The organism is Tenacibaculum soleae (assembly GCF_030549005.1).
In the GTDB taxonomy this organism is placed as follows: domain Bacteria; phylum Bacteroidota; class Bacteroidia; order Flavobacteriales; family Flavobacteriaceae; genus Polaribacter; species Polaribacter soleae.
On sequence record NZ_JAUOSW010000005.1, the window covers coordinates 201,283 to 227,438 of the forward strand.

General features: G+C 33.4%; 39 protein-coding genes and 1 riboswitch. Of the genes, 38 read left to right on the forward strand and 1 reads right to left on the reverse strand.

Annotated features, from left to right (window positions below; translation table 11 throughout):
* Position 1: 1 nt before the first annotated feature.
* The 36 genes from fusA (at position 2) to Q4586_RS09240 (ending at position 23,238) form a co-directional block, all read left to right on the forward strand.
* Positions 2-2,119 carry an elongation factor G gene (fusA, locus tag Q4586_RS09065; RefSeq protein WP_303528542.1) on the forward strand — a complete coding sequence of 706 codons (2,118 nt, stop codon included), beginning with the start codon at positions 2-4 and terminating at the stop codon, positions 2,117-2,119.
* A gap of 12 nt (positions 2,120-2,131) precedes the next feature.
* Entirely contained in the window at positions 2,132-2,437 is a 306-nt protein-coding gene (rpsJ, locus tag Q4586_RS09070; RefSeq protein ID WP_024740605.1) for a 30S ribosomal protein S10, read from the forward strand.
* Between the two features lie 285 nt (positions 2,438-2,722).
* On the forward strand, positions 2,723-3,340 hold the full coding sequence (gene rplC / locus Q4586_RS09075) for a 50S ribosomal protein L3 (protein ID WP_068703426.1): 618 nt from the start codon (positions 2,723-2,725) through the stop codon (positions 3,338-3,340).
* Positions 3,340-3,969 carry a 50S ribosomal protein L4 gene (gene rplD, locus Q4586_RS09080; RefSeq protein WP_068703428.1) on the forward strand — a complete coding sequence of 210 codons (630 nt, stop codon included), beginning with the start codon at positions 3,340-3,342 and terminating at the stop codon, positions 3,967-3,969. Before rplC ends, rplD begins: the two co-directional genes overlap by 1 nt.
* Positions 3,970-3,976: 7 nt before the next feature.
* Positions 3,977-4,267 (forward strand): 50S ribosomal protein L23, encoded by a 291-nt coding sequence (gene rplW / locus Q4586_RS09085; RefSeq protein ID WP_068703430.1) that lies wholly within the window; start codon positions 3,977-3,979, stop codon positions 4,265-4,267.
* An 11-nt stretch (positions 4,268-4,278) separates the two neighbouring features.
* Positions 4,279-5,103 (forward strand): 50S ribosomal protein L2, encoded by an 825-nt coding sequence (gene rplB, locus Q4586_RS09090; RefSeq protein ID WP_068703432.1) that lies wholly within the window; start codon positions 4,279-4,281, stop codon positions 5,101-5,103.
* A gap of 3 nt (positions 5,104-5,106) precedes the next feature.
* Positions 5,107-5,385: a 30S ribosomal protein S19 gene (rpsS, locus tag Q4586_RS09095; RefSeq protein WP_068703434.1), complete on the forward strand. Its 279-nt coding sequence runs from the start codon at positions 5,107-5,109 to the stop codon at positions 5,383-5,385.
* A gap of 9 nt (positions 5,386-5,394) precedes the next feature.
* Entirely contained in the window at positions 5,395-5,799 is a 405-nt protein-coding gene (rplV, locus tag Q4586_RS09100) for a 50S ribosomal protein L22 (protein WP_068703436.1), read from the forward strand.
* Between the two features lie 11 nt (positions 5,800-5,810).
* Entirely contained in the window at positions 5,811-6,533 is a 723-nt protein-coding gene (gene rpsC, locus Q4586_RS09105) for a 30S ribosomal protein S3 (protein WP_068703438.1), read from the forward strand.
* A 22-nt stretch (positions 6,534-6,555) separates the two neighbouring features.
* The gene (rplP, locus tag Q4586_RS09110; RefSeq protein ID WP_068703440.1) at positions 6,556-6,987 is read left to right on the forward strand and encodes a 50S ribosomal protein L16; all 432 of its coding nucleotides are present in this window, start codon (positions 6,556-6,558) and stop codon (positions 6,985-6,987) included.
* Positions 6,988-6,998: 11 nt separating this feature from the next.
* Positions 6,999-7,190 carry a 50S ribosomal protein L29 gene (gene rpmC, locus Q4586_RS09115; RefSeq protein WP_068703442.1) on the forward strand — a complete coding sequence of 64 codons (192 nt, stop codon included), beginning with the start codon at positions 6,999-7,001 and terminating at the stop codon, positions 7,188-7,190.
* A gap of 18 nt (positions 7,191-7,208) precedes the next feature.
* Positions 7,209-7,466: a 30S ribosomal protein S17 gene (gene rpsQ, locus Q4586_RS09120; protein ID WP_068703444.1), complete on the forward strand. Its 258-nt coding sequence runs from the start codon at positions 7,209-7,211 to the stop codon at positions 7,464-7,466.
* Position 7,467: 1 nt separating this feature from the next.
* The gene (gene rplN / locus Q4586_RS09125) at positions 7,468-7,836 is read left to right on the forward strand and encodes a 50S ribosomal protein L14 (RefSeq protein ID WP_068703446.1); all 369 of its coding nucleotides are present in this window, start codon (positions 7,468-7,470) and stop codon (positions 7,834-7,836) included.
* A 12-nt stretch (positions 7,837-7,848) separates the two neighbouring features.
* Positions 7,849-8,157, forward strand: a complete 309-nt coding sequence (rplX, locus tag Q4586_RS09130) for a 50S ribosomal protein L24 (protein ID WP_068703448.1) — start codon at positions 7,849-7,851, stop codon at positions 8,155-8,157.
* A 2-nt stretch (positions 8,158-8,159) separates the two neighbouring features.
* Complete coding sequence (rplE, locus tag Q4586_RS09135; protein WP_068703450.1) at positions 8,160-8,711, forward strand: 50S ribosomal protein L5; 552 nt, start codon at positions 8,160-8,162, stop codon at positions 8,709-8,711.
* 3 nt (positions 8,712-8,714) lie between these two features.
* Complete coding sequence (gene rpsN, locus Q4586_RS09140; RefSeq protein WP_068363324.1) at positions 8,715-8,984, forward strand: 30S ribosomal protein S14; 270 nt, start codon at positions 8,715-8,717, stop codon at positions 8,982-8,984.
* A gap of 342 nt (positions 8,985-9,326) precedes the next feature.
* Positions 9,327-9,725 (forward strand): 30S ribosomal protein S8, encoded by a 399-nt coding sequence (rpsH, locus tag Q4586_RS09145; RefSeq protein WP_028887461.1) that lies wholly within the window; start codon positions 9,327-9,329, stop codon positions 9,723-9,725.
* A 12-nt stretch (positions 9,726-9,737) separates the two neighbouring features.
* A complete protein-coding gene (gene rplF, locus Q4586_RS09150; RefSeq protein ID WP_068703452.1) occupies positions 9,738-10,283 on the forward strand; it encodes a 50S ribosomal protein L6 in 546 nt (181 codons plus the stop codon).
* Positions 10,284-10,301: 18 nt separating this feature from the next.
* Positions 10,302-10,652 carry a 50S ribosomal protein L18 gene (gene rplR / locus Q4586_RS09155; RefSeq protein ID WP_068703453.1) on the forward strand — a complete coding sequence of 117 codons (351 nt, stop codon included), beginning with the start codon at positions 10,302-10,304 and terminating at the stop codon, positions 10,650-10,652.
* Between the two features lie 8 nt (positions 10,653-10,660).
* The gene (gene rpsE, locus Q4586_RS09160; RefSeq protein ID WP_141677655.1) at positions 10,661-11,185 is read left to right on the forward strand and encodes a 30S ribosomal protein S5; all 525 of its coding nucleotides are present in this window, start codon (positions 10,661-10,663) and stop codon (positions 11,183-11,185) included.
* An 11-nt stretch (positions 11,186-11,196) separates the two neighbouring features.
* Positions 11,197-11,379, forward strand: coding sequence for a 50S ribosomal protein L30 (gene rpmD, locus Q4586_RS09165; RefSeq protein ID WP_068703457.1), 183 nt, complete (start codon positions 11,197-11,199; stop codon positions 11,377-11,379).
* Positions 11,380-11,389: 10 nt separating this feature from the next.
* The gene (rplO, locus tag Q4586_RS09170; RefSeq protein ID WP_068703459.1) at positions 11,390-11,839 is read left to right on the forward strand and encodes a 50S ribosomal protein L15; all 450 of its coding nucleotides are present in this window, start codon (positions 11,390-11,392) and stop codon (positions 11,837-11,839) included.
* A gap of 12 nt (positions 11,840-11,851) precedes the next feature.
* On the forward strand, positions 11,852-13,171 hold the full coding sequence (gene secY / locus Q4586_RS09175; RefSeq protein WP_068703462.1) for a preprotein translocase subunit SecY: 1,320 nt from the start codon (positions 11,852-11,854) through the stop codon (positions 13,169-13,171).
* Between the two features lies 1 nt (position 13,172).
* Entirely contained in the window at positions 13,173-13,388 is a 216-nt protein-coding gene (infA, locus tag Q4586_RS09180) for a translation initiation factor IF-1 (RefSeq protein ID WP_024740627.1), read from the forward strand.
* A gap of 12 nt (positions 13,389-13,400) precedes the next feature.
* Positions 13,401-13,517, forward strand: coding sequence for a type B 50S ribosomal protein L36 (gene ykgO / locus Q4586_RS09185; protein ID WP_073316873.1), 117 nt, complete (start codon positions 13,401-13,403; stop codon positions 13,515-13,517).
* Entirely contained in the window at positions 13,517-13,882 is a 366-nt protein-coding gene (rpsM, locus tag Q4586_RS09190) for a 30S ribosomal protein S13 (RefSeq protein WP_068703464.1), read from the forward strand. Before ykgO ends, rpsM begins: the two co-directional genes overlap by 1 nt.
* Positions 13,883-13,962: 80 nt before the next feature.
* Positions 13,963-14,349: a 30S ribosomal protein S11 gene (gene rpsK / locus Q4586_RS09195; RefSeq protein WP_068703467.1), complete on the forward strand. Its 387-nt coding sequence runs from the start codon at positions 13,963-13,965 to the stop codon at positions 14,347-14,349.
* A 133-nt stretch (positions 14,350-14,482) separates the two neighbouring features.
* Entirely contained in the window at positions 14,483-15,088 is a 606-nt protein-coding gene (rpsD, locus tag Q4586_RS09200) for a 30S ribosomal protein S4 (RefSeq protein ID WP_068703468.1), read from the forward strand.
* 96 nt (positions 15,089-15,184) lie between these two features.
* Positions 15,185-16,177, forward strand: coding sequence for a DNA-directed RNA polymerase subunit alpha (locus Q4586_RS09205; RefSeq protein ID WP_068703470.1), 993 nt, complete (start codon positions 15,185-15,187; stop codon positions 16,175-16,177).
* Positions 16,178-16,237: 60 nt separating this feature from the next.
* The gene (gene rplQ, locus Q4586_RS09210) at positions 16,238-16,711 is read left to right on the forward strand and encodes a 50S ribosomal protein L17 (protein ID WP_303528557.1); all 474 of its coding nucleotides are present in this window, start codon (positions 16,238-16,240) and stop codon (positions 16,709-16,711) included.
* 98 nt (positions 16,712-16,809) lie between these two features.
* On the forward strand, positions 16,810-17,925 hold the full coding sequence (carA, locus tag Q4586_RS09215) for a glutamine-hydrolyzing carbamoyl-phosphate synthase small subunit (RefSeq protein WP_068703474.1): 1,116 nt from the start codon (positions 16,810-16,812) through the stop codon (positions 17,923-17,925).
* A 126-nt stretch (positions 17,926-18,051) separates the two neighbouring features.
* Positions 18,052-19,341 carry a phosphopyruvate hydratase gene (gene eno, locus Q4586_RS09220; RefSeq protein WP_303528560.1) on the forward strand — a complete coding sequence of 430 codons (1,290 nt, stop codon included), beginning with the start codon at positions 18,052-18,054 and terminating at the stop codon, positions 19,339-19,341.
* Between the two features lie 152 nt (positions 19,342-19,493).
* Entirely contained in the window at positions 19,494-20,033 is a 540-nt protein-coding gene (locus tag Q4586_RS09225; RefSeq protein WP_303528561.1) for a hypothetical protein, read from the forward strand.
* Positions 20,034-20,088: 55 nt separating this feature from the next.
* Positions 20,089-20,673: a hypothetical protein gene (locus Q4586_RS09230; RefSeq protein ID WP_303528562.1), complete on the forward strand. Its 585-nt coding sequence runs from the start codon at positions 20,089-20,091 to the stop codon at positions 20,671-20,673.
* 267 nt (positions 20,674-20,940) lie between these two features.
* Positions 20,941-22,227: a citrate synthase gene (locus tag Q4586_RS09235; RefSeq protein WP_068703480.1), complete on the forward strand. Its 1,287-nt coding sequence runs from the start codon at positions 20,941-20,943 to the stop codon at positions 22,225-22,227.
* Positions 22,228-22,284: 57 nt separating this feature from the next.
* Entirely contained in the window at positions 22,285-23,238 is a 954-nt protein-coding gene (locus Q4586_RS09240; protein WP_068703481.1) for an arginase, read from the forward strand.
* Positions 23,239-23,289: 51 nt separating this feature from the next.
* Here Q4586_RS09240 and Q4586_RS09245 read toward each other — a convergent pair whose 3' ends face one another.
* Positions 23,290-23,577 (reverse strand): hypothetical protein, encoded by a 288-nt coding sequence (locus Q4586_RS09245; RefSeq protein ID WP_068703482.1) that lies wholly within the window; start codon positions 23,575-23,577, stop codon positions 23,290-23,292.
* Positions 23,578-23,827: 250 nt separating this feature from the next.
* Positions 23,828-23,922, forward strand: a riboswitch (TPP riboswitch).
* Positions 23,923-23,970: 48 nt separating this feature from the next.
* Between Q4586_RS09245 and thiS the strand changes: the two genes are divergently transcribed.
* Entirely contained in the window at positions 23,971-24,174 is a 204-nt protein-coding gene (gene thiS, locus Q4586_RS09250) for a sulfur carrier protein ThiS (protein ID WP_068703483.1), read from the forward strand.
* A 36-nt stretch (positions 24,175-24,210) separates the two neighbouring features.
* A complete protein-coding gene (gene thiC / locus Q4586_RS09255) occupies positions 24,211-26,073 on the forward strand; it encodes a phosphomethylpyrimidine synthase ThiC (RefSeq protein ID WP_303528566.1) in 1,863 nt (620 codons plus the stop codon).
* The last annotated feature ends 83 nt before the right edge of the window (positions 26,074-26,156 follow it).

Here is a 26,156-nt window from a genome sequence, read left to right on the forward strand (position 1 = left end):
TATGGCTAGAAATTTAAAATTTACAAGAAATATTGGTATTGCTGCGCATATTGATGCTGGTAAAACTACTACTACTGAGCGTGTATTGTATTATACAGGTGTAAGTCATAAGATTGGTGAGGTACATGATGGTGCTGCAACTATGGACTGGATGGAGCAAGAGCAAGAAAGAGGTATTACAATTACTTCTGCAGCTACTACTTGTGAGTGGAAGTTCCCTGTAGAAAATGGTCAGCCAACAAATGAAACTAAAGGATATCACTTTAATATCATTGATACTCCTGGTCACGTTGATTTTACTGTAGAGGTAAATCGTTCGTTACGTGTACTAGATGGTTTAGTTTTCTTATTTAGTGCAGTTGATGGTGTTGAGCCTCAGTCTGAAACTAACTGGAGATTGGCAGATAACTATAAAGTACCACGTATTGGTTTTGTTAACAAAATGGACCGCCAAGGATCTAACTTTATGGCAGTATGTCAGCAAGTTAAAGATATGTTGAAGTCTAATGCTGTGCCAATTGTAATGAATATTGGTGATGAAGACGAGTTTAAAGGTATTGTCGATTTAGTTAAGAACCGTGCTATTATTTGGCATGATCATACTCAAGGTGCTACTTTTGATATCGTTGATATTCCTGAAGATTTAAAAGAAGAAGCTGCTGAATTAAGAGGGAAACTTATTGAAGAAGTTGCTGCTTATGATGAAAATCTTTTAGAAAAATTTATGGAAGATGAAGATTCTATTACTGAAGATGAAGTGCATGCTGCTCTTCGTGCTGCTGTAATGGATATGTCTATCATTCCTATGATTTGTGGATCAGCCTTTAAAAATAAAGGAGTTCAGTTCTTATTAGATGCTGTGTGTCGTTACTTACCTTCGCCGGTAGATAAGGATGCAATTGTAGGAACAGATCCTAATACTGGTGAAGAGATTTCTCGTAAGCCAGATGCAAAAGAGCCTTTCTCTGCATTAGCGTTTAAAATTGCTACAGATCCTTTCGTAGGTCGTTTAGCATTTTTCCGTGCATATTCAGGGCGTTTAGATGCAGGTTCTTATGTGTTAAATAATCGTTCAGGTAAAAAAGAACGTATTTCACGTATCTACCAAATGCATTCTAACAAGCAAAATGCTATCGATTATATCGAAGCAGGAGATATTGGGGCTGCAGTAGGTTTTAAATCTATTAAAACAGGAGATACTTTATCTGATGAAAAGAATCCAATTATTTTGGAATCTATGGACTTTCCTGATCCAGTAATTGGTATCGCGGTAGAGCCTAAAACGAAAGCAGATGTCGATAAGTTAGGGTTGTCTTTAGCTAAATTAGCAGAAGAAGATCCAACATTTACAGTAAGAACTGATGAAGCTTCAGGACAGACTATTATTTCTGGAATGGGTGAGTTGCACTTAGATATTATTGTTGATCGTTTAAAGCGTGAGTTCAAGGTAGAGGTGAACGAAGGTCAACCTCAAGTAGAGTACAAAGAAGCTATTACAGCTGCTGCAGAGCACAGAGAAGTTTATAAGAAACAATCTGGAGGACGTGGTAAGTTTGCTGATATTGTATTTACTATGGAGCCGGCAGAAGAAGGTGTTCAAGGATTAGTTTTCGAATCTGTAATCAAGGGTGGTAACGTTCCTAAGGAATTTGTACCGTCTATTGAAAAAGGTTTCAAAGAAGCTATGAAGAATGGTCCTTTAGCAGGATATGAAATGGATTCAATGAAAGTAACTTTAAGAGATGGATCTTTCCACCCTGTGGATTCTGATCAATTGTCTTTTGAGTTAGCTGCAAAAATGGGTTATAAAGCTGCTGCAAAAGCTGCAAAAGCTAAAATCATGGAGCCATTGATGAAATTAGAGGTGTTAACTCCAGAAGAAAACATGGGAGACATCGTAGGGGATTTAAATAGAAGAAGAGGTCAGGTTAACGATATGAGTGATCGTAACGGATCTAAAGTTGTAAAAGCATTAGTGCCATTATCTGAAATGTTCGGTTATGTTACTGCTTTAAGAACAATGTCTTCAGGTAGAGCAACTTCTACAATGGAATTTTCTCATTACGCAGAAACTCCTTCAAGTGTTTCTGAAGAAGTAATCGCAAAAGCTAAAGGTTAATAAGATATTAAGATGAGCCAAAAAATTAGAATTAAATTAAAATCTTACGATTATAATTTAGTAGATAAATCTGCTGAAAAAATCGTAAAGACAGTAAAGTCAACTGGAGCTGTAGTAAACGGGCCAATTCCTTTACCAACAAATAAAAAGATTTTTACAGTATTACGTTCACCACACGTAAATAAAAAATCTAGAGAGCAATTTCAATTATCTGCTTACAAAAGATTATTAGACATTTATAGTTCTTCTTCGAAAACTATTGATGCTTTAATGAAACTTGAGTTACCAAGCGGTGTTGAAGTTGAAATAAAAGTATAAGTAATGACTAACTTTCGGTTTAATTTTTTTAAACCGAAAGTTTTTTATACTTTTGCACACCAGAATTTATATTCTGTGGTGTAAAATTTCTAGTGTATGCTAGAAATTAACATGTCCTGAGGGTTTCGCAAGGGAAAAATGGTAAAAACAAATTCAGAGTGAAGATGTTTTTCGCTCTTTTTTTATGTGTAATATCCAAAGGAAAAATGAAACTTTTGTTTCAAATAAATTTATATTAATAGACGCGCTGGATAAAATAGATCTATCGTCTTAAAATTAACAAACATGTCTGGGTTAATAGGTAAAAAAGTAGGTATGACCAGCTTATTCGATGAGAACGGGAAAAATATTCCTTGTACTGTAATCGAAGCAGGGCCATGCGTGGTTACCCAAGTCAGAACCGAAGAAGTTGACGGGTATAACGCGTTACAACTTGGTTTCGATGACAAAAAAGCAAAAAGCTCTAATAAAGCTTTAGATGGTCACTTTAAAAAAGCTGGCACATCTGCTAAGAAAAAAGTCGTAGAATTTCAAGGTTTTGATGGAGAGTACAAATTAGGTGATTCAATTACTGTTGAGCACTTTATTGAAGGAGAATTCGTAGATGTTTCTGGAGTTTCTAAAGGTAAAGGTTTTCAAGGTGTTGTTAAACGTCATGGTTTTGCCGGTGTTGGTCAAGCAACGCACGGTCAGCATAACCGTTTAAGAGCTCCTGGTTCGATTGGTGCTGCATCTTACCCTGCAAGAGTATTCAAAGGAATGCGTATGGCAGGTCGTATGGGTGGAGACAAAGTAAAAGTTCAAAATTTAAAAGTATTAAAAGTGGTTGCTGATAAGAATCTTATCGTAGTAAAAGGAGCTATTCCTGGTCACAAAAATACTTTTGTAACTATCGAAAAATAATGAAAGTAGCAGTTTTAGATATTACAGGAAAAGATACCGGTAGACAAGTTGAACTTTCTAACGAGGTATTTGGTATTGAACCAAACGATCATGCAATTTATTTAGACGTAAAGCAGTACTTGGCGAATCAAAGACAAGGAACGCATAAAGCTAAAGAGAGAGCTGAAATCGCTGGTAGTACAAGAAAGATTAAAAAGCAAAAAGGAACTGGTACAGCACGTGCAGGTTCTATCAAATCTGGAGTTTTCAGAGGAGGTGGACGTATGTTTGGACCAAGACCAAGAAACTACTCTTTTAAATTGAATAAAAATTTAAAGCGTTTAGCACGTAAGTCAGCTTTAAGTATTCAGGCAAAAGAAAGTAATTTAGTTGTTGTTGAAGATTTCAATTTTGAAACTCCAAAAACAAAAGAATTTATCAACGTTTTAAAAGCTTTAGAATTAGACACTAAAAAGTCTTTATTCGTATTAGGTGATGAAAGTACAAACGTGTATTTATCATCTCGTAATTTAAAAGGATCTAAAGTAGTAAATGCAACAGGAGTTAATACTTACAGCGTTTTAAATGCAAATAAGGTAATTATTTCTGAAAGCTCTTTAGAAGGAATTGAAACTAACTTAAGTAAATAGGGAAAGAATGAGTATTTTAATTAAACCTATTATTACGGAAAAAGCAACAAACGATAGCGAGGTATTTAACCGTTATGCATTTGTTGTAAACAGTAAAGCTAACAAATTAGAAATCAAAGGAGCTGTTGAAGCTGCTTATGGTGTAGCGATTAAGTCTGTTAAAACTATGAATTATCCTATTCAAAGAAATACTAAATACACTAAAAAAGGTTTAGTTACAGGGATAAAAAGTGGATACAAAAAGGCAATCGTTCAGTTAGCTGAAGGAGAAACTATTGATTTTTATAACAATCTTTAAGAAAAGACAGAATGTCAGTTAGAAAATTAAAACCAATAACACCAGGTCAGCGTTTTAGAGTTGTAAATGGGTTCGACACCATAACAACTGATAAGCCGGAGAAATCTTTATTAGCTCCGAAAAAACGATCTGGAGGTCGAAACAATCAGGGTAGAATGACTACACGCAACATCGGTGGAGGTCATAAACAAAAATACCGTATTATCGATTTTAAAAGAGATAAGCAAGGTATCCCTGCAACAGTAAAAACTATAGAGTACGATCCAAATCGTACAGCATTTATTGCTTTACTTAGTTATGCTGATGGTGAAAAACGTTATGTAATTGCACAAAACGGTTTAAAAGTAGGTCAAGTAATTACTTCAGGTAAAGGATTAGTTCCAGAAGTTGGTAATGCTATGTACTTAAGCGAAATTCCTTTAGGAACAACAATTTCTTGTATTGAGTTGCACCCAGGTCAAGGAGCTGTTATGGCTCGTTCGGCAGGATCTTTTGCCCAATTAATGGCAAGAGATGGTAAATACGCTACAGTTAAGTTACCTTCTGGTGAAACTAGAATGATCTTGTTAACTTGTATGGCTACAATTGGAGTTGTATCTAACTCAGATCACCAATTATTAGTTTCAGGTAAAGCAGGTAGATCTAGATGGTTAGGTAGAAGACCAAGAACTAATGCAGTACGTATGAATCCAGTTGATCACCCAATGGGTGGTGGTGAAGGACGTTCTTCAGGAGGGCATCCAAGATCAAGAAACGGTATTCCAGCGAAAGGGTTTAAGACTAGATCTAAGACTAAAGCTAGTAATAAGTATATTATAGAACGTAGAAAGAAATAAACCATGGCAAGATCATTAAAAAAAGGACCTTTCGTTCACTATAAATTAGAGAAAAAAGTGTTAGCTAACGTTGAAACTGAGAGTAAATCAGTTATCAAAACTTGGTCAAGAGCAAGTATGATTACTCCAGATTTCGTAGGGCAAACAATTGCAGTTCACAACGGAAAGCAATTTGTACCAGTTTACGTTACTGAAAACATGGTAGGTCATAAATTAGGCGAATTTTCACCAACACGTTCTTTTAGAGGGCACGCTGGTGCAAAAAATAAAGGTAAAAAATAGTAGGAAATTATGGGAAGTCGTAAACATAACATGGCAACACAGTTAAAAGAAGCTAGAAAGTCTAGAGCTTTCGCTAAAATAACTAATTGTCCTACATCACCAAGAAAAATGCGCTTGGTAGCAGATTTAGTAAGAGGAGTTGAAGTTGAAAAAGCTTTACAAATCTTAAAATTTAGTCCAAAAGAAGCATCAAGAAACTTAGAGAAATTGTTAATGTCTGCAATTGCAAACTGGCAAGCTAAGAACGAAGATGCTAGTATCGAAGATGCTGGATTATTTGTAAAATCTATTTATGTAGATAGCGCAGGTATGTTAAAAAGGTTAAGACCAGCTCCACAAGGGCGTGCACATAGAATTCGTAAGCGTTCTAATCACGTAACTTTAGAGTTAGGAGCTAAAAATAAAAGTAATTAATCAAAGTAGAAATGGGACAAAAAACAAATCCAATAGGAAATCGTTTAGGAATTATCAGAGGATGGGAATCTAACTGGTATGGTGGAAATGACTACGGAGATAAATTAGCTGAAGATGATAAAATAAGAAAGTATATTAATGCTAGATTATTTAAAGCAAGTGTATCGAGAGTAATTATTGAGCGTACGCTTAAACTTGTAACCGTTACTATCACTACTGCACGTCCAGGTATCATTATTGGTAAAGGAGGTCAAGAGGTAGACAAGTTAAAAGAAGAGCTTAAGAAAATTACTGGAAAAGAAGTTCAAATTAATATTTTCGAAATTAAACGTCCAGAGTTAGATGCTAAATTAGTAGCTGCTAGTATTGCACGTCAGATTGAAAATAGAATTTCTTACAAGCGTGCAACTAAAATGGCTATCACTGCTGCAATGAGAATGAATTCAGAAGGTATTAAGGTACAATTATCTGGTCGTTTAAATGGAGCTGAAATGGCACGTTCTGAGCACTATAAAGAAGGAAGAATTCCTCTTTCTACTTTTAGAGCAGATATCGATTATGCACTTGTTGAGGCACATACTCAATACGGAAGATTAGGTATTAAAGTATGGATCATGAAAGGTGAGGTTTATGGAAAACGTGAATTATCTCCATTAGTAGGATTATCTAAACAAAAAGGTGGTGCTAATAAAGGTGGTGGAAATAAACGTCAACAACCTCGCAGAAGAAAATAATTTTTAAAATTAGAAATTAAAAATGTTACAGCCAAAAAGAGTAAAATACCGTAAGGTACAGAAGGCGAAAGGAAATATGAAAGGTAACTCTGGTAGAGGTACTCAACTTTCTAACGGAATGTTTGGTATCAAATCATTAGACCAGAATTTACTTACCTCTCGCCAAATAGAGGCAGCTCGTATTGCGGCAACTCGTCATATGAAGAGAGAAGGACAGCTTTGGATTAAAATATTTCCAGACAAGCCTATTACCAAGAAACCTTTAGAGGTACGTATGGGTAAGGGTAAGGGTGCTCCTGATCATTTTGTGTCAGTTATCAAACCAGGTAGAATTTTGTTTGAAGTTGGTGGAGTACCAATGGATGTTGCAAAAGAAGCTTTACGTTTAGCTGCACAAAAACTTCCTGTAAAAACGAAGTTTGTTATTGCAAGAGATTTTGATTTTAACGCTTAATTCTATATACAATGAAACAATCAGAAATTAAAGAATTATCTATCGCTGACTTACAAGGACAGTTAGAGGCGTTAAAGAAAAATTATACGGATCTTAAGATGGCTCACGCCATAACTCCATTGGAAAACCCATTGCAGTTACGTAGCTTAAGAAAAACTGTAGCAAGAATTGCTACAGAGTTAACTAAAAGAGAATTACAATAATTCTAGTCAGTTTTAAAGATGGAAAAAAGAAATCTTAGAAAAGAGAGAATCGGTGTAGTATCTAGTAGCAAAATGGAGAAATCTATTGTTGTTAATGAGGTAAAAAGAACCAAGCACCCAATGTATGGTAAGTTCGTATTAAAAACGAAAAAGTACGTTGCACATGACGAGAATAACGATTGCAACGAAGGTGATACTGTTAGGATAATGGAAACACGTCCTATGAGTAAATCTAAACGTTGGAGATTAGTAGAAATCCTAGAAAGAGCTAAATAATATGTTACAGACAGAATCAAGATTAAGAGTCGCAGATAACACTGGAGCAAAAGAAGTTTTAGTGATAAGAGTTTTAGGAGGAACAAAAAAGCGTTATGCTAGCGTTGGAGATAAAATTGTAGTAACTGTAAAGTCTGCAACTCCAAATGGTGGTGTAAAAAAAGGTCAAGTATCTCGTGCTGTAGTTGTTCGTACTAAAAAAGAAATTAGACGTAAAGACGGATCATATATCAGATTTGATGATAATGCTTGTGTACTTTTAAATCCTACTGAGGAAATGAGAGGAACACGTGTATTTGGTCCTGTTGCCCGTGAATTACGTGATAAGCAATTTATGAAGATAGTATCATTAGCACCTGAAGTGCTTTAAATCGACATTAAGATGAAGAAGTTCAAAATTAAATCAGGAGATACTGTAAAAGTATTAGCAGGTGATCACAAAGGATCGGAAGGTAAAGTTTTACAAATTCTTAAAGATAAAGATAGAGTTTTAGTAGAAGGTGTTAATATGGTATCTAAACATACCAAGCCAAGTGCTGCTAATCCTCAAGGAGGAATTGTAAAAAAGGAAGCTCCATTACACATCTCTAACATAGCATTAATCGAAAACGGTGAAGCTGTAAAAGTTGGATATAAGGTAGAAGGAGATAAGAAAGTTAGATTTTCAAAAAAATCAGATAAAGCAATATAACCATGAGTTACGTACCAAGATTAAAAGAAGAGTACAAGAGCAGAGTTATCAAAGCTCTTACTGATGAATTCGGTTATAGTAATGTAATGCAAGTGCCTAAATTACAAAAGATTGTTGTAAGTAAAGGTGTTGGTGCAGCTATAGCAGATAAGAAATTAATAGAATACGCTATTGATGAGTTAACTACAATTACAGGTCAAAAAGCAGTTTCAACGATGTCTAAAAAAGATGTTGCAAACTTCAAATTACGTAAAGGGATGCCAATTGGAGCAAAAGTTACGTTAAGAGGAGAAAAAATGTACGAATTTTTAGATAGATTAGTTACTGCATCTTTACCACGTGTAAGAGATTTTAACGGAATCAAAGCAAACGGTTTTGATGGTAGAGGTAATTACAACTTAGGAATTACTGAACAAATCATCTATCCTGAAATCAATATTGATCAAGTAAAAAAAATTAGTGGTATGGATATTACTTTTGTAACATCTGCGAACACTGATAAAGAAGCTAAATCATTATTAGGAGAATTAGGTTTACCATTTAAAAAGAACTAAGACATGGCTAAAGAATCAATGAAAGCGCGTGAGCGCAAAAGAGCTAAAACGGTTGCAAAGTATGCTGAAAAGAGAAAAGCTTTAAAAGAAGCTGGAGACTATGAAGCATTACAAAAGTTACCTAAAAATGCATCACCAGTTAGAATGCACAATCGTTGTAAACTAACAGGACGTCCTAAAGGATATATGCGTCAGTTCGGTATTTCACGTGTTACTTTCCGTGAAATGGCTAACCAAGGATTAATTCCAGGTGTAAAGAAAGCGAGCTGGTAACAGTTGTTTTTTATAAACTTATAAAGCATATCACAATTTTGTGATATGCTTTTTTTTTGTCAAATAAATTTGGTGTTTATGTTTTAATAAAGCCAATAAATTAAAACTCAAAATGATAAGTTGTAAAAACAGTGAGTTTCTAATAAATTTATGTATATTTGCACTCTGTTTTTATAAGGTGAATTATGCCTTGTAAGTAAATACTAGTAAAGTGGTATACTGCTTATGAGATTTATCTAAAAAACAAAAAACAAATATTAACTGGTTTCAGGTTCATTAATTAGCTGATTTTCATACTGTAAATAGCTTTTAGTGAAAACCAAAACCGAAATTTAATTAATTATGTATACAGATCCAATCGCGGATTTTCTTACTCGAGTTAGAAATGCTATTGCAGCAAATCACCGAGTAGTTGAGATTCCTGCTTCAAAATTGAAGAAGGAAATGACGAAAATTTTGTTCGATCAAGGTTATGTTTTAAGCTACCAGTTCAATGACGATAAAGTTCAAGGAACTATTAAGATAGCTTTAAAGTACGACCGTGACACGAAAGAGTCAGTAATCAGAAAGATTCAAAGAATTTCAACACCAGGTTTACGTAAATACGTTGGCTCTAAAGAGATGCCAAGAGTATTAAACGGTTTAGGTATTGCTATTGTTTCTACATCTAAAGGTGTAATGACAAACAAAAAAGCTAAACAAGAAAACGTTGGTGGAGAAGTATTATGTTACGTTTATTAATCACTTTGTACAATGAGTAGAATAGGAAAAAATCCAATCGCATTACCACAAGGTGTTGAAGTTAAAGTAGACGGAAACGTGGTTACAGTAAAAGGTAAATTAGGTGAGTTAACGCAAGAGTTAAAGTCTGATATTACTGCAAAAATTGAAGATGGTGTTATAACTGTAGAAAGAGCATCAGATAGTAAAGATCATAGAGCAGCACACGGTTTATATCGTGCTTTAATCAATAACATGATTGAAGGTGTTACTAAAGGTTATACTAAGGAATTAGAATTAGTAGGTGTAGGTTATAGAGCATCAAACCAAGGGCAAAAATTAGATTTAGCTTTAGGTTTTTCTCATAACATTGTTTTAAACTTAGCTCCAGAAGTAAAGGTTGAAACAGTATCTGAAAAAGGTAAAAACCCAATCATTAAATTATCTTCATTCGATAAGCAATTAGTTGGTCAAGTAGCAGCTAAAATCCGTGGTTTCCGTAAGCCAGAGCCTTATAAAGGAAAAGGAATTAAGTTTGTAGGAGAAGTATTAAGAAGAAAAGCAGGTAAATCTGCATAATAAATAAGAGAAATTATTATGGCATTATCAAAGCTTGAAAGAAGACAACGAATTAAGTATAGAATTAGAAAAGTTGTTACAGGAACTGCTGTTAAACCTAGGTTATCAGTATTTAGAAGTAATAAAGAAATCTATGCTCAATTAATTGATGACGTTGCTGGTGTAACATTGGCATCTGCATCATCAAGAGATAAAGAAATTACATCTGGTTCTAAATCAGAAGCTGCTACTGCAGTAGGTAAAGCAATTGCAGAAAAAGCTGCTGGAAAAGGTGTTGAAACAGTTTCTTTTGATAGAAATGGATTTTTATACCATGGTAGAGTTAAAGTATTAGCAGAAGCTGCTAGAGAAGCTGGTTTAAAATTTTAAGAAATTATATTATGTTAGGATATAAAAACGTAGAAAGAGTAAAACCAAGCGGATTAGAGCTTGTAGATAAATTAGTAGGTGTACAGCGTGTTACCAAAGTAACTAAAGGGGGTAGAGCATTTGGTTTCTCTGCAATCGTAGTAGTTGGAGATGGTAACGGAGTTGTAGGTCATGGATTAGGAAAGTCTAAAGATGTTGCTTCAGCAATTGCAAAAGCAATTGAAGATGCAAAGAAAAGTTTAGTACGTATTCCTATTTTAGACGGAACTTTACCTCACGAACAAAAAGGTAAGTTTGGTGGAGCGAAAGTGTTCATTAAGCCAGCCTCTCATGGTACGGGGGTTATTGCCGGTGGAGCTGTACGTTCAGTATTAGAATCTGTTGGTATAAAAGACGTATTATCAAAATCTCAAGGATCATCAAATCCTCATAACGTAGTTAAGGCAACTTTTGATGCTTTATTACAATTACGTAGCGCAGCAACAATTGCTAAGCAAAGAGGAATTTCTTTAGAGAAAGTTTTTAACGGTTAAAATTTAAGACGATGAGTAAAATTAAAGTTACACAAGTAAGAAGTAAAATTGGTCGCCTTAAAAGTCAAAAAGCAACGTTAGAGGCGTTAGGTTTACGTAAATTAAACCAAACTGTAGAGCATAATGCTACAGCTACAGTTATGGGTATGGTAAATAAAGTTTCACACTTAGTTTCTGTAGAAGAAGTTAAATAAACAATATAAGATGAGTTTACACAACTTAAAACCTGCAGCAGGATCTACTAAGAGCGGTAAAAGAATCGCTCGTGGAGAAGGTTCTGGACATGGAGGTACCTCTACAAGAGGTCATAATGGTCAGAAATCACGTTCTGGTTATTCTCGTAAAATCGGATTTGAAGGAGGTCAAATGCCACTTCAAAGACGTGTACCTAAATTTGGTTTCACAAACATAAACCGTAAAGAATATGTTGGTGTTAATTTAGATAAATTACAAGGATTAGTAGAAAATGGAAAAATTTCAGATACAGTAACTTTAGAGGTTTTAGTAGAAAACCGTTTAGCTCGTAAAAACGACTTAGTAAAAATATTAGGTGGTGGTGAGTTAAAGGCTAAATTAAATATAACTGTACATAAATTTACTGCAACAGCAAAAGCGGCTATTGAAGCAGCAGGAGGTGAAGCAGTTACATTATAAGAATTGTAAATGATGAATTTTATAAATACTTTAAAAGACATTTGGAAGATAGAAGAGTTAAAAGAGAAATTACTTTTAACTTTAGGTTTAATTGCTGTATATCGTTTTATGGCGGCAGTTCCATTACCTGGAATTGACCCTACACAATTATCAGCATTACAAGACAGTACTTCAAGTGGACTTTTAGGTTTATTAAACGCATTTACAGGTGGGGCATTTGCTAGAGCGTCAGTGATGGCACTTGGTATAATGCCTTATATTTCTGCATCAATTGTAGTTCAGTTAATGGGTATTGCGGTACCATATTTACAAAAATTACAAAAAGATGGAGAAAGTGGACGTAAGAAGATTACACAAATAACAAGATGGCTTACAATTGCTATTACTTTGTTTCAAGCACCTACTTATATTGGTATTATTCAAAACCAAATGGGATTAGGACCTGAAGCATTTTTAGTAACTGGAGCAACATTTTGGGTTTCATCAATTATCCTTTTATCTGCAGGAACAATTTTTGCAATGTGGTTAGGTGAGCGTATTACAGACAAAGGAGTTGGTAATGGTATATCATTATTAATTACAGTAGGTATTATTGCTAATTTTCCAGCAGCTTTCATACAAGAGTTAGTTTCTAAGCAAACAGCTGGAGCTGGAGGGATTATGATGATTCTAATCGAATTAATAGTTTGGTTTGTAGTAATCTTGTTAACCGTATTATTAGTTACAGCAGTAAGAAAGGTAGCGGTTCAGTATGCACGTCGTACAGCTGTTACAGACATTAAAGATGTTGACGGTGCACGCCAGTACATTCCATTAAAATTGAATGCATCGGGTGTAATGCCAATTATTTTTGCACAAGCTATTATGTTTTTACCAGTAGCTTTGGGGCAAAAATTTCCAGCATTAAACAGTTTAACTGATAATTTCGGATTATGGTATAACGTTATATTTGCTATCTTAATTATTATCTTTAGTTATTTTTATACGGCGATTACGATCCCAACAAATAAAATGGCAGATGATTTAAAGAGAAGTAATGGTTTTGTACCTGGATATAAGCCAGGAGAAGAAACAGCAAACTATTTAGATTCGGTGTTATCGAAAATAACATTTCCAGGATCTTTATTTTTAGCAGCTTTATCTATATTACCAGCGATTATTGTAAAGTTTGGAGTTACTCAAAACTGGGCAATGTTTTTTGGTGGTACTTCTTTAATCATTATGGTTGGAGTTGCAATAGATACCATACAGCAAATTAACTCGTATTTATTAAACAGTCGTTACGATGGTTTAATGAAAACAGGTAACAGTAACAGAAAATCATTAAAATAATATGGCTAAGCAACCAGCAATTCAACAAGACGGAACAATAACAGAAGCATTATCAAATGCAATGTTTCGCGTAGAATTAGAAAACGGACATATTGTAACGGCACACATTTCAGGTAAAATGCGTATGCATTATATCAAATTATTACCAGGAGACAAGGTGAAATTAGAAATGAGTCCGTATGATTTATCAAAGGCAAGAATTACTTACAGATATTAAAAACACACACTGATGAAAGTAAGAGCATCATTAAAGAAAAGAAGTGCCGAGTGCAAGATTGTACGTAGAAAAGGCAGATTATATGTAATTAACAAAAAGAATCCTAGATTTAAACAAAGACAAGGGTAATGGCAAGAATAGCAGGTATTGATATTCCAAAGAATAAAAGAGGTGTTATCGCTTTAACTTACATCTTTGGTATAGGAGACAGCAGAGCAAAAGAAATTTTAGCAACTGCAAAAATAGACGAAAGTATCAAAGTTCAAGATTGGACAGATGATCAAATTGCAGCGATTCGTGAGCAAGTAGGAACTTTTACTATAGAAGGTGAATTACGTTCAGAAGTTCAATTAAACATTAAACGTTTAATGGACATAGGATGTCAAAGAGGTATTCGTCACAGACTTGGTCTTCCTTTAAGAGGGCAAAGAACTAAGAATAACTCTCGTACAAGAAAAGGTAAGAGAAAAACTGTAGCTAACAAGAAAAAATAAGTTAGATAAGTAATAAAGATCTAACAGTGGTTATTATAACCATAAGGTTAGAAAACTAAATTACTAAAACTATAATAATCATGGCAAAGTCTAAAGTAACAAAAAAACGTAAAGTTGTAATAGAATCAGTTGGTGAAGCTCACGTAACTGCATCTTTCAACAATATTATTATTTCTTTAACAAACAAAAAAGGTGACGTTATATCTTGGTCATCTGCAGGTAAAATGGGTTTCAGAGGTTCAAAAAAGAACACTCCGTATGCAGCTCAATTAGCCGCAGAAGATTGTGCTAACGTAGCAAAAGAAGCAGGTTTACGTAAAGTAAAGGTGTATGTTAAAGGGCCTGGTAACGGTAGAGAATCTGCAATCAGATCTATCCACAATGCAGGAATCGAAGTAACAGAAATTATTGATGTTACGCCAATTCCTCACAACGGATGTCGTCCTCCAAAAAGAAGAAGAGTATAAGTTGATATAAATCAACTTATACTTTTATTTAGCGTATTTTTGTACGCGCAAAAAAAAGTATTTTAACTAAAGTAGGAATACGATTATCGAAGGAGTAAGCCTTAATTCATAATCCCTACTAAAACAATAAGAAATGGCAAGATATACAGGACCAAAAACTAAAATTGCTCGTAAGTTTGGTGAAGCAATTTTTGGAGATGATAAAAACTTTGAAAAAAGAAATTACCCTCCAGGACAACATGGAAACGCAAGAAGAAGAGGTAAGAAATCTGAATATGCGACTCAGTTAATGGAGAAGCAAAAAGCTAAATACTCTTATGGTATTTTAGAGCGTCAGTTTAGTAACTTATTTAAAAAAGCATCTGCATCTAAAGGTATTACAGGTGAGGTTTTATTACAATTATGTGAATCTCGTTTAGATAACGTTGTTTTCCGTTTAGGAATTGCTAACTCAAGAAGAGGTGGACGTCAATTAGTATCTCACCGTCACATTACTGTGAACGGAGAAATTGTTAACATTCCATCATACAGCTTACAAGCAGGAGATGTTGTGGCAGTAAGAGAAAAATCTAAATCATTAGTAGCTATTGAAGATTCTTTAGCATCAAACAGTAATGTTTATGAATGGTTAAGCTGGAACTCTGATCAAAAGTCAGGAACTTTTATTAAAGCTCCAGAAAGATTACAAATTCCTGAAAATATCAAGGAACAATTAATCGTAGAATTATATTCTAAATAATAAATTATTTACATTGTTGTATAGCCAAAGGGTTTATCTGTATTTCTTCAAACTAATAAACCGCGCAACTAAACAACAATTAAAACGAAGAAAAATATGGCAATTTTAAATTTTCAGAAGCCTGATAAAGTAATAATGATTGAATCTACTGACTTTTCAGGAAGATTCGAATTTAGACCTCTTGAACCAGGTTTTGGATTAACAATAGGAAATGCTTTAAGAAGAGTTTTATTATCTTCTTTAGAAGGATTTGCTATCACATCATTAAGAGTAGATGGTGTAGATCATGAGTTTTCAACAATTCAAGGTGTTGTAGAAGATGTTACAGAAATCATCTTAAACTTAAAACAAGTTCGTTTTAAGAAACAAATTGAAGAAACTGATAGAGAAACAGTATCTATAGCAGTATCAGGACAAGAACAATTAACTGCAGGAGATTTACAAAAATTTACTTCAGGTTTTCAAGTACTAAATCCAGATTTAGTAATTTGTAACATGGATAAATCAGTGAATTTTAATGCTGAAATCACTATCGAAAAAGGTAGAGGTTTTGTGCCAGCAGAAGAAAACAAAAGAGCAGGTGCTCCATTAGGAACAATTTTTACAGATTCTATTTACACTCCTATAAAGAATGTAAAATATGCTGTTGAAAATTTTCGTGTAGAACAAAAGACCGATTATGAAAAATTAGTTTTTGATATCGATACAGACGGTTCTATCAACCCTAAGGATGCCTTAACAGAAGCTGCTAAAATTTTAATCCACCACTTTATGTTGTTCTCAGATGAGCGTATCACTTTAGAGGCAGATGAAATTGCACAAACTGAAACATATGATGAAGAATCATTACACATGCGTCAGTTATTGAAGACGAAATTAGTAGATATGGATTTATCTGTTCGTGCTTTAAACTGTTTAAAAGCAGCAGAAGTTGATACTTTAGGAGACTTAGTATCGTTCAACAAAAGTGATTTAATGAAATTTAGAAACTTTGGTAAAAAATCATTAACTGAATTAGATGAGTTAGTGGCTAATAAAAACCTTAATTTCGGAATGGACTTAAGCAAATACAAATTAGATAGAGATTAACCTTTCATAATTTGCTCCCTTAAAAGGTAGTAGCAAGATGAGAGCTAAAAACCAAATGTCATGAGACACGGAAAGAAATTTAATCATTTAGGAAGACAAACAGCGCACAGAAAGGCGATGTTAGCAAATATGGGGTGTTCTTTAATAGAGCACAAACGTATAAACACAACTTTAGCAAAAGCGAAAGCTTTACGTATGTTTATAGAGCCTATAATTACTAAGTCTAAATCAGATACTACTCATAATCGCCGTACAGTATTTAGCTATTTACGTAGCAAAGAAGCTGTAACAGAATTATTTAAAGAAGTTTCTGTAAAAGTAGCAGATCGTCCAGGAGGATATGTTCGTATTATCAAATTAGGAAACCGTCAGGGAGATAACGCTTCTATGGCAATGGTTGAATTAGTTGATTACAACGAATTATACAACCCGAAAGGAAACAAAGCTAAAAAGAACACTCGTCGTAGCCGTCGTGGTGGTGCAAAAACTACAGCTGCAGCAGTTGAAACTCAAACTTCAAACGAAGAAGAATAAAAATGAAAATTTTTATAAATTATATCAAAGGGATAAACATTTAATGTTTGTCCCTTTTTTTATATATTTTTGCAATCAAATTACACAACACACACTAAATGAAATATCAGCAACGTAAAAAAGCACTAGTTTTATTAGCAGATGGAACTATTTTCTATGGAAAGTCTATAGGAATCGAAGGTACTTCAACAGGGGAAATCTGTTTTAATACAGGAATGACAGGCTACCAAGAAGTATTTACTGATCCTTCTTATTTTGGACAATTAATGATAACTACCAATGCTCATATAGGTAATTATGGTGTTAATAATGAAGAAGTAGAATCAGAAGGAATAAAAATATCAGGATTAATTTGTCGTAACTTTAGTTTTACACATTCACGTGTAGATTCTGATGGTAACTTATTTGACTGGTTTAAAGAACATAATTTAGTTGCCATATCTGATGTAGACACTAGAGCTTTGGTATCATATATTAGAGATAATGGTGCAATGAATGCTATTATATCTACAGATGTAGATAATGTAGAGGGGTTAAAAAAACAGTTAGCAGCTACACCTAATATGGAAGGTTTAGAACTGGCCTCAAAAGTATCAACAAAAGAGCCTTATTTTGTAGGAGATGAAAACGCACCAATAAAAGTATCGGCTTTAGATATTGGTATTAAAAAGAACATTTTAAGAAATTTAGTAAAAAGAGGTGCTTATATAAAAGTGTACCCATACAATGCTACTTTCGAACAAATGAGTGATTTTAATCCAGATGGTTACTTCATTTCTAACGGACCTGGTGATCCAGAACCACTTTCAGACGCAATTAATACAGCAAAAGATATTATCAAAAATGATAAACCTCTTTTTGGTATTTGTTTAGGACACCAAGTTATTGCATTAGCTAACGGAATTTCTACTTATAAAATGCATAATGGTCACAGAGGAATCAATCATCCTGTAAAGAATTTAATAACAGGAAAAGGTGAAATAACTTCTCAAAATCATGGTTTTGCGATTAATAAAGAAGAAACTGAAGCGCATAACGATGTTGAAATTTCACATGTTCACTTAAACGATCATACAGTGGCAGGTATTAGAATGAAATCTAAAAATGTATTTTCTGTGCAATATCATCCAGAAGCTAGCCCAGGACCACATGATGCCGAATACCTTTTTGATGAGTTTATCGAAAATATCAAGAAAGTAAAAATTGAAGCGTAATCGTTTTCGTAATTCTTAAATAAGAAACACTACACAATCAATTACAATTATTAAATTAGCAAGTATATAAAATTAGCATTCCCGTGAGTTCATATTCACGGGAATCTATATTAAAAATAAACAATTATGAGTATTATAATCAACATTCACGCACGTCAAATTTTCGATTCAAGAGGTAACCCAACTGTAGAAGTAGATGTTACTACTGAAAACGGTGTAATAGGTAGAGCAGCAGTTCCATCAGGAGCATCAACAGGAGAACATGAAGCGGTTGAATTACGTGACGGAGGAAGTGATTACATGGGTAAAGGTGTATTAAATGCTGTAAACAATGTAAATACTTTAATTGCACAAGAGTTATTAGGTGTATCTGTTTTTGAACAAAATATGATTGATCAAATGATGATTGATTTAGATGGAACATCAAATAAATCTAAATTAGGTGCAAATGCTATTTTAGGGGTTTCTTTAGCCGCAGCAAAAGCCGCAGCAAATGAGTTAGGTTTGCCTTTATATAGATATGTTGGCGGAGTATCTGCAAATACCTTACCAGTACCGATGATGAATATCATTAACGGAGGTTCACATTCAGATGCACCAATTGCATTTCAAGAATTTATGGTAATGCCAGTAAAAGCTAAAAACTTTACAGAAGCAATGCAAGTTGGTTCTGAAATATTCCATAATTTAAAGAAGGTTTTACACGATCGTAATTTATCAACAGCCGTTGGTGATGAAGGAGGTTTTGCACCAACTTTAGATGGTACAGAAGACGCAATTGAAACCATTGCGTTGGCAACTAAAAATGCTGGATATAAATTTGGAGAAGAAGTAATGATCGCTTTAGATTGTGCTGCTGCCGAATTTTTTGTTGATGGAAAATATGATTATACAAAGTTTGAAGGAGCAAAAGGAAAAGTACGTTCAAGTAAAGAACAAGCTGATTACTTAGCTGAATTAGCAGAAAAATATCCTATTATTTCTATTGAAGATGGAATGGATGAAAATGACTGGGAAGGATGGAAGTATTTAACTGAAATTTGCGGAGATAAAGTACAGTTAGTTGGTGACGATTTATTTGTAACCAACGTAGAGCGTTTATCTAGAGGTATTGAAAACGGAATTGCAAACTCTATTTTAATTAAAGTAAATCAAATAGGAACGTTAACTGAAACTATTGCAGCTGTAAATATGGCACATAATGCAGGATATACATCGGTTATGAGTCACCGCTCTGGTGAAACAGAAGACAATACAATTGCTGATTTAGCAGTGGCATTAAACTGTGGTCAAATTAAAACAGGTTCAGCTTCTCGATCTGATCGTATGGCAAAATACAATCAATTATTGCGTATTGAAGAGCAATTAGATGGTGTTGCTTTTTATCCACAAGAAAAAGCTTTTAAAATAAAGTAATTTAACTATTCTTATAAGAATCAATATTTAAAACCTTGTCATTTAAACGGCAAGGTTTTTGATTTTATATAGCTTCTATAAAAAAAAATAAAAATAGTAAGGCTTTTATTTAAAAAACATGCTACTATTTAATGCTTTAAACAAACAAAACTATGAAAAAACTAGTATCAATTATTTTACTGTTAACAATAACAGTGATTAATGCACAAGAAAAAAATACTGAAAAAGCATGGCGAGTTAATTTTTTAAATCCAGGAGTAGAATACGAAATGCCTACGGGAAATAATACAACACTTTCTGTTGGAGCGGGTGTTGGTTATAGTGTAAGTTATCCACATACAGATTTAGGAGCTGGTTCTGGAGCAATAACTTCTTTCAATCCTTTTGTAGATATACAACACAAATGGTTTTATAATTTTGATAAGCGTAAAGAGAAAGGTTTAAAAACTGCAAATAATGCAGGTAATTTTGTGTCAGCAAGATTTTTAACTAGAAGTGAGTCTTTGTTTGGTAATTCTAACGGAACTGATGGATTAGATTTTGCAGTTGGGCCTACCTGGGGAATTCAACGAACTTATGGTAAAAACTTTCACCTTTTGTTTGATATGGGACCAATTTATTATTTTGATACCAACGGTAAAGGATATTATTTCCCGTTAATGATTCAGTTAAATTTAGGGTTTGATTTATAACAACATAAAAGAGACTGTTGTAAACAGTCTCTTTTTAAGATAATTAAAATATAATATGAAAAAGATATTTGCCTTACTAATAGTTATAACTTTTACAGCGTGCCACTCTACAAAATACACACATTCAGGAAATGTAAATTCGCGTTTAGATTTTAAAAAAGGTAAATGGTTGTTACATACTGTTGAAGCTCCTAAAAGTATAAAAGAAAGCTTAACGAATATAGCGAGCGAAAAATTTACTGAGCTATTAGGAAATCGTTTTTCTGATGTAAATACTATTAGAGGAATTTTATTACCAGCTAATATAACCACTAATCTTAGTAAAGCTGATTTAAAAGATATTAAAAACGGAACAGGATATGATTTTTTTATAAAGATTAACGCTACTGTAATTTCTGATGAAGTTGGAATTTTAGGACAAGGAAATATAATGTCTTCTTCAGAAAATAGAGGCGAAGTAACAGTAACTATTTACGATTTAAATTTACTTGAAGAAATGTATTCTCAATCAGTTGTAGGTAATGTTTTTGTTCCAGAAAACTATGATAATTTGGCTTTAACAAAAAGTACAAGGAGTATAATTATAAAAGGTTTTAAACGAATTATGAAAAATATTCATAAAAATCAGATTAAAAACTAAACTAGCGAATCTTTAAATCGGTTTCTAATTTGAATTATAATCTAACATAATAACACATCAGTTTAAATTTACTTCATAATCACATTATTATCATAAATAGTATTTCATGATGAGGGTTTGAAACAATTTTTGCTTAAGTAAATAATAAAAATATATAAAATAATACTATTTTTAGATAGTAAAAAACTATTAAAACTCACTTTTAAAATACTACAAAAAATGGTATCTTCGCAATTCACTTGAATCATAAAAAATTAAGAGATAAAAATGGCAGATATAGCAAAACTACAAATTGGTGAAAAGACGTATGAGTTCCCGTTAATTAAAGGAACAGAAAATGAAACTGCAATTGATATAAAAACATTAAGAGGAGCTTCTGAAGGAGTTATTACTATCGATCCAGGATATAAGAATACAGGTTCTTGCCAAAGTGCTATTACATTTTTAAATGGTGAAGAAGGAGTTTTACGTTACAGAGGATATTCAATTGAAGAATTGGCAGAAAAAGCTGATTTTTTAGAAGTCGCTTATGCGCTTATTTTTGGAAATTTACCAACACAAGAACAGTTAGATAAATTTCATTCAGATATCAGATCTAAATCTGTAGTTGATGATGATGTTAAAAAAATATTAGATGCTTTTCCTAAAAATGCGCATCCAATGGGTGTATTATCATCTTTAACATCAGCACTAACAGCATTTAATCCAAGTTCAGTAAATGTAGATTCAGAGGAAGAAATGTACAATGCTATTGTAAAAATATTAGGAAAATTTCCAGTATTAGTAGCATGGGCAATGCGTAAAAAACAAGGATTACCGTTAAATTACGGAACAAAATCTTTAGGATATGTAGAAAATATTTTAAAAATGATGTTTGAGCAACCAAATGAAGAGTATGTTCAAAATCCAATTTTAGTAAATGCATTAGATAAATTATTAATCTTACATGCAGATCATGAGCAAAACTGTTCAACATCAACGGTAAGAATTGTAGGTTCTTCACATGCAGGATTATTCGCTTCACTTTCAGCAGGAATTTCTGCACTTTGGGGACCATTACATGGTGGTGCAAACCAAGCAGTTTTAGAAATGCTAGAAGCTATTAAAGAAGATGGTGGCGATACTAAAAAATATATGGCAAAAGCAAAAGATAAAAACGACCCTTTCCGTTTAATGGGATTCGGACACCGTGTTTATAAAAACTTTGACCCAAGAGCAAAAATTATAAAAGTTGCTGCCGATGAAGTGTTAAAAGAATTAGGAGTTGAAGACCCTATTTTAGCTGTAGCAAAAGGATTAGAGCAAGAAGCATTAAACGATCCTTATTTTGTAGACAGAAAATTATATCCTAATGTAGATTTTTACTCAGGTATTATTTACCGAGCAATGGGGATTCCAGTTGAAATGTTTACAGTAATGTTTGCTTTAGGACGTTTACCAGGATGGATTGCACAATGGAAAGAAATGAGAGAAAACAAAGAACCTATTGGAAGACCTCGTCAAATTTATACAGGAGAAAATCTTAGAGAATTTGTAGAAGTTAGTAAAAGATAAATTAACAAAAATGTCATTTAAATTTTAAATGACATTTTTTTATTAAAATAAATGAAGATGAAAGAAATAAAAATTATAAAAAACAGGTCAGATATTGGTGCAGGTACACGTGGTTCTGATATGGGAGTTGATGCTATAGAAATTGCAGCCATCAATGAAAATAATGATTTTTTTAATCGTTTTGAATCAGAAGATGTTATTACAGAAAATGAATCTATTTATGATAAAAAGAATAACTCATTTGGTAAGCAAATAAATAGTGTATTTAATCAATGTAAAAGATTAAGTAATCATGTAAAAGTAAATTTGCAAGAAGATAAATTCCCAATAGTTTTATCAGGAGACCATTCATCAGCCTTAGGAACCATAAGTGGTATTAAAGCAGCAAACCCAACTAAAAAAATAGGAGTTATTTGGATTGACGCCCATGGAGATTTACATACACCATACACCTCACCTTCAGGAAACATACATGGTATGCCATTAGGAGCTGCTATTTCTGATGATAATTTAGATTGTCAAATAAATGATGTAGATAGAGAAACGGCTGAGTTGTGGGATCGAATGAAAAATATAGGAATACCAGAACAAAAAGTTTTACCAGAAAATATTGTTTTTTTTGGAGTCCGAGATACTGAAGAACCAGAAGATAAACAAATAGAAAAATACGGTATAAAAAACTATATGGTTGCCGAAGTTCGCTACCGCGGATTAGAAGTTTGTGTAAATGAAGCTTTAGAAAAATTAACAGATTGTGATATTATTTATGTTTCTTTTGATGTAGATTCTATGGATTGTGATATGATTTCTTATGGTACCGGAACACCAGTGCCAAAAGGTTTTGATGATAAAGAAATTGTTGAAATTATAAATGGATTATTAGCAAGTAAAAAAGTAGCTTGTGTTGAATTTGTCGAAGTAAATCCTTTATTAGATTTAAAAGGAAATAAAATGGCAGAAACTGCTTTTAAAGTTTTAGAAGAAGTAACAAAAACAATTGAAGCATTATAAAAGTTATTAATTAAAATAAGCCAGTCTTTTAAAAAAGACTGGCTTATTTTTTTATAACCTTGTAATACCAGTAATATGAGGTTTAACATCACCTAAGGGTTGAAAAATTTCAACAATAGCTTCCCACATAACCTCGGCAGGAGGTATAGAAGCATTACACTTAAAACGATAGTTTGTTCCAGCAACAACTTGAGTAGATACAGCTGTCGGTTCATAATTTACTCCAACAAAACCATTAAGTGCTTCATCAAATACTTTGCGATCTTCTGTCGTTAAAGAACCATAAGATGTCCATCCTCCAAGAAGAGTTTCTTTTGCTTTTAAAGTTTCAGTACTCATAATAAATTTGTTTAGTTTACCTACTCATAAGGCTTTTCGGTTACCTCCTTCTGTAACAAGTTTTACAGAAAAACCGTTTTTTAACGTGATCGCTGCTTCACAGTTTCAAATTTATAAGAAACATTAACTTGAGTTAAAAAAAATGACATAATCGCATAAAATTTAAGCATAAGTGAATAAAAATCAAGAATAAAAAATAAATTCATATTAAAAATGCGGTGTTTTTTAATTTAAAGCATACATTTGCTTTCGTAAACTTTAGGAGTAGCTATTAAATTAGTTTGAGAAAAATCCTTAGAACCTGATTTGGTTAATACCAACGGAGGGAAAAGTTATCTTCGATATAATTTTGTCGAGCTACTACCATTTGGTTTACAGTAATATTTTATAAATATGATTACTATAAAAGTAAACCAAGAAGACCATCAAGTTTTAGAAAACGTAACACTACAAGAGTTTATTGAATTATTAAAAATTCAAACAAACGGAATAGCAATTGCTATAAATAGTACTGTTATAAAACGATCAGATTGGTCTTTAAAGTTACTTCAAAACAATGATGATATTTTAATTATAAAATCAACCCAAGGAGGATGATTTTTATTTTAAAAACTAACAAACACTAAGTATCAGATGAAGAACAAAGACACAGCTCCAAAACAAGACGGAATAACAAGAAACCCGTTTCCGAATTCGAAAAAAATTTACGTAAACGGAAAAATTCACCCGCAAATTAAAGTAGCAATGCGTGAAATTTCGTTAAGTGATACGGTAGATTCTATGACCAAAAAGAAAACACCAAACGAACCAGTTACTGTTTACGATACTTCAGGCCCATATACTGATCCTAATAAAGAAATCGATATTCATAGCGGTATAGAGCGTATTCGTGAATCTTGGATAAAAGAGCGTGGTGATGTTGAAGAACTTGATTCATACTCATCAGAATATTGTAACGAACGTTTAAACGATAAAAGTTTAGATCACATGCGTTTTAAGTTACTTAAAAAACCTATGCGCGCTAAAAAAGGGCAAAATGTAACACAATTGCATTATGCTAAAAAAGGAATAATTACCCCAGAAATGGAATACATTGCTATTCGTGAAAATCAACGAATAGATGAAATGACTGAAATAAGAAAGCAACATAAAGGGGAACATTTTGGTGCTTCTATTCCAGAAAAAATTACACCAGAATTTGTACGATCAGAAGTAGCAAGAGGACGTGCAATTATTCCATCAAATATTAATCACCCAGAAGCCGAACCTATGATTTTAGGGCGTAACTTCTTAGTAAAAATTAATGCCAATATTGGTAACTCCGCGGTTACTTCATCAATTGAAGAAGAAGTAGAAAAAGCCGTTTGGGCTTGTCGTTGGGGAGCAGATAATATTATGGATCTATCCACCGGAGAAAATATCCATGAAACTCGTGAGTGGATTATCCGTAATTCACCAGTTCCAGTAGGTACCGTGCCAATATATCAAGCTTTAGAAAAAGTAAACGGAGTTGCAGAGGATTTAACGTGGGAGATTTTCCGCGATACGTTAATTGAACAAGCAGAACAAGGAGTAGATTACTTTACCATCCATGCCGGAGTTTTGTTACGTTACGTACCAATGACTGCAAAACGTGTTACAGGTATTGTGTCTCGTGGAGGTTCAATTATGGCAAAATGGTGTTTAGCACATCATAAAGAAAGTTTTTTATACACACATTTCGAAGATATTTGTGAAATATTAAAGCAATATGATGTTGCCTTTTCTTTAGGTGACGGATTACGACCAGGCTCGGTTGCTGATGCAAATGACGAAGCACAATTTGCGGAGTTAGAGACCTTGGGTGAGTTAACTCAGATTGCTCGTAAGCATGAAGTTCAGTGTTTTATTGAAGGGCCAGGACATGTGCCAATGCACATGATTAAAGAAAATATGGAGAAGCAAATTGAAGTTTGTGACGAAGCTCCTTTTTATACTTTAGGGCCTTTAACAACTGATATTGCACCAGGTTACGATCATATTACTTCGGGTATCGGAGCCGCTATGATTGGTTGGTATGGTTGTGCCATGTTGTGTTACGTAACGCCAAAAGAACATTTAGGACTGCCTAATAAAGAGGATGTACGTGTAGGTGTTGTAACTTATAAATTAGCAGCCCATGCAGCCGATTTAGCAAAAGGGCATCCAGGTTCTCAGCACAGAGATAATGCGTTGAGTATGGCGCGTTTCGAGTTCCGTTGGGAAGATCAATTTAATTTAGGATTAGACCCAGAGCGGGCTCGTGAATATCACGATGAAACGTTACCAGCTGCAGGTGCAAAAATTGCACACTTTTGTTCTATGTGTGGTCCAAAATTCTGTTCTATGAAAATTTCGCAAGAAGTACGTGATTTTGCTGCTGAGAATGAAATTGATGAGAATAACGAAATCTTCCAAAAAGGAATGGACGAAAAGTCGAAAGAATTTAAAGAAAAAGGTTCAGAAGTATATTTATAAAATAATTAGGAGGTTCCTACGCCTTTTTATTAAGGCGTAGGCGGGCTTTCCGTTATATCTTTTGCAAGTTCTCGATACTAATT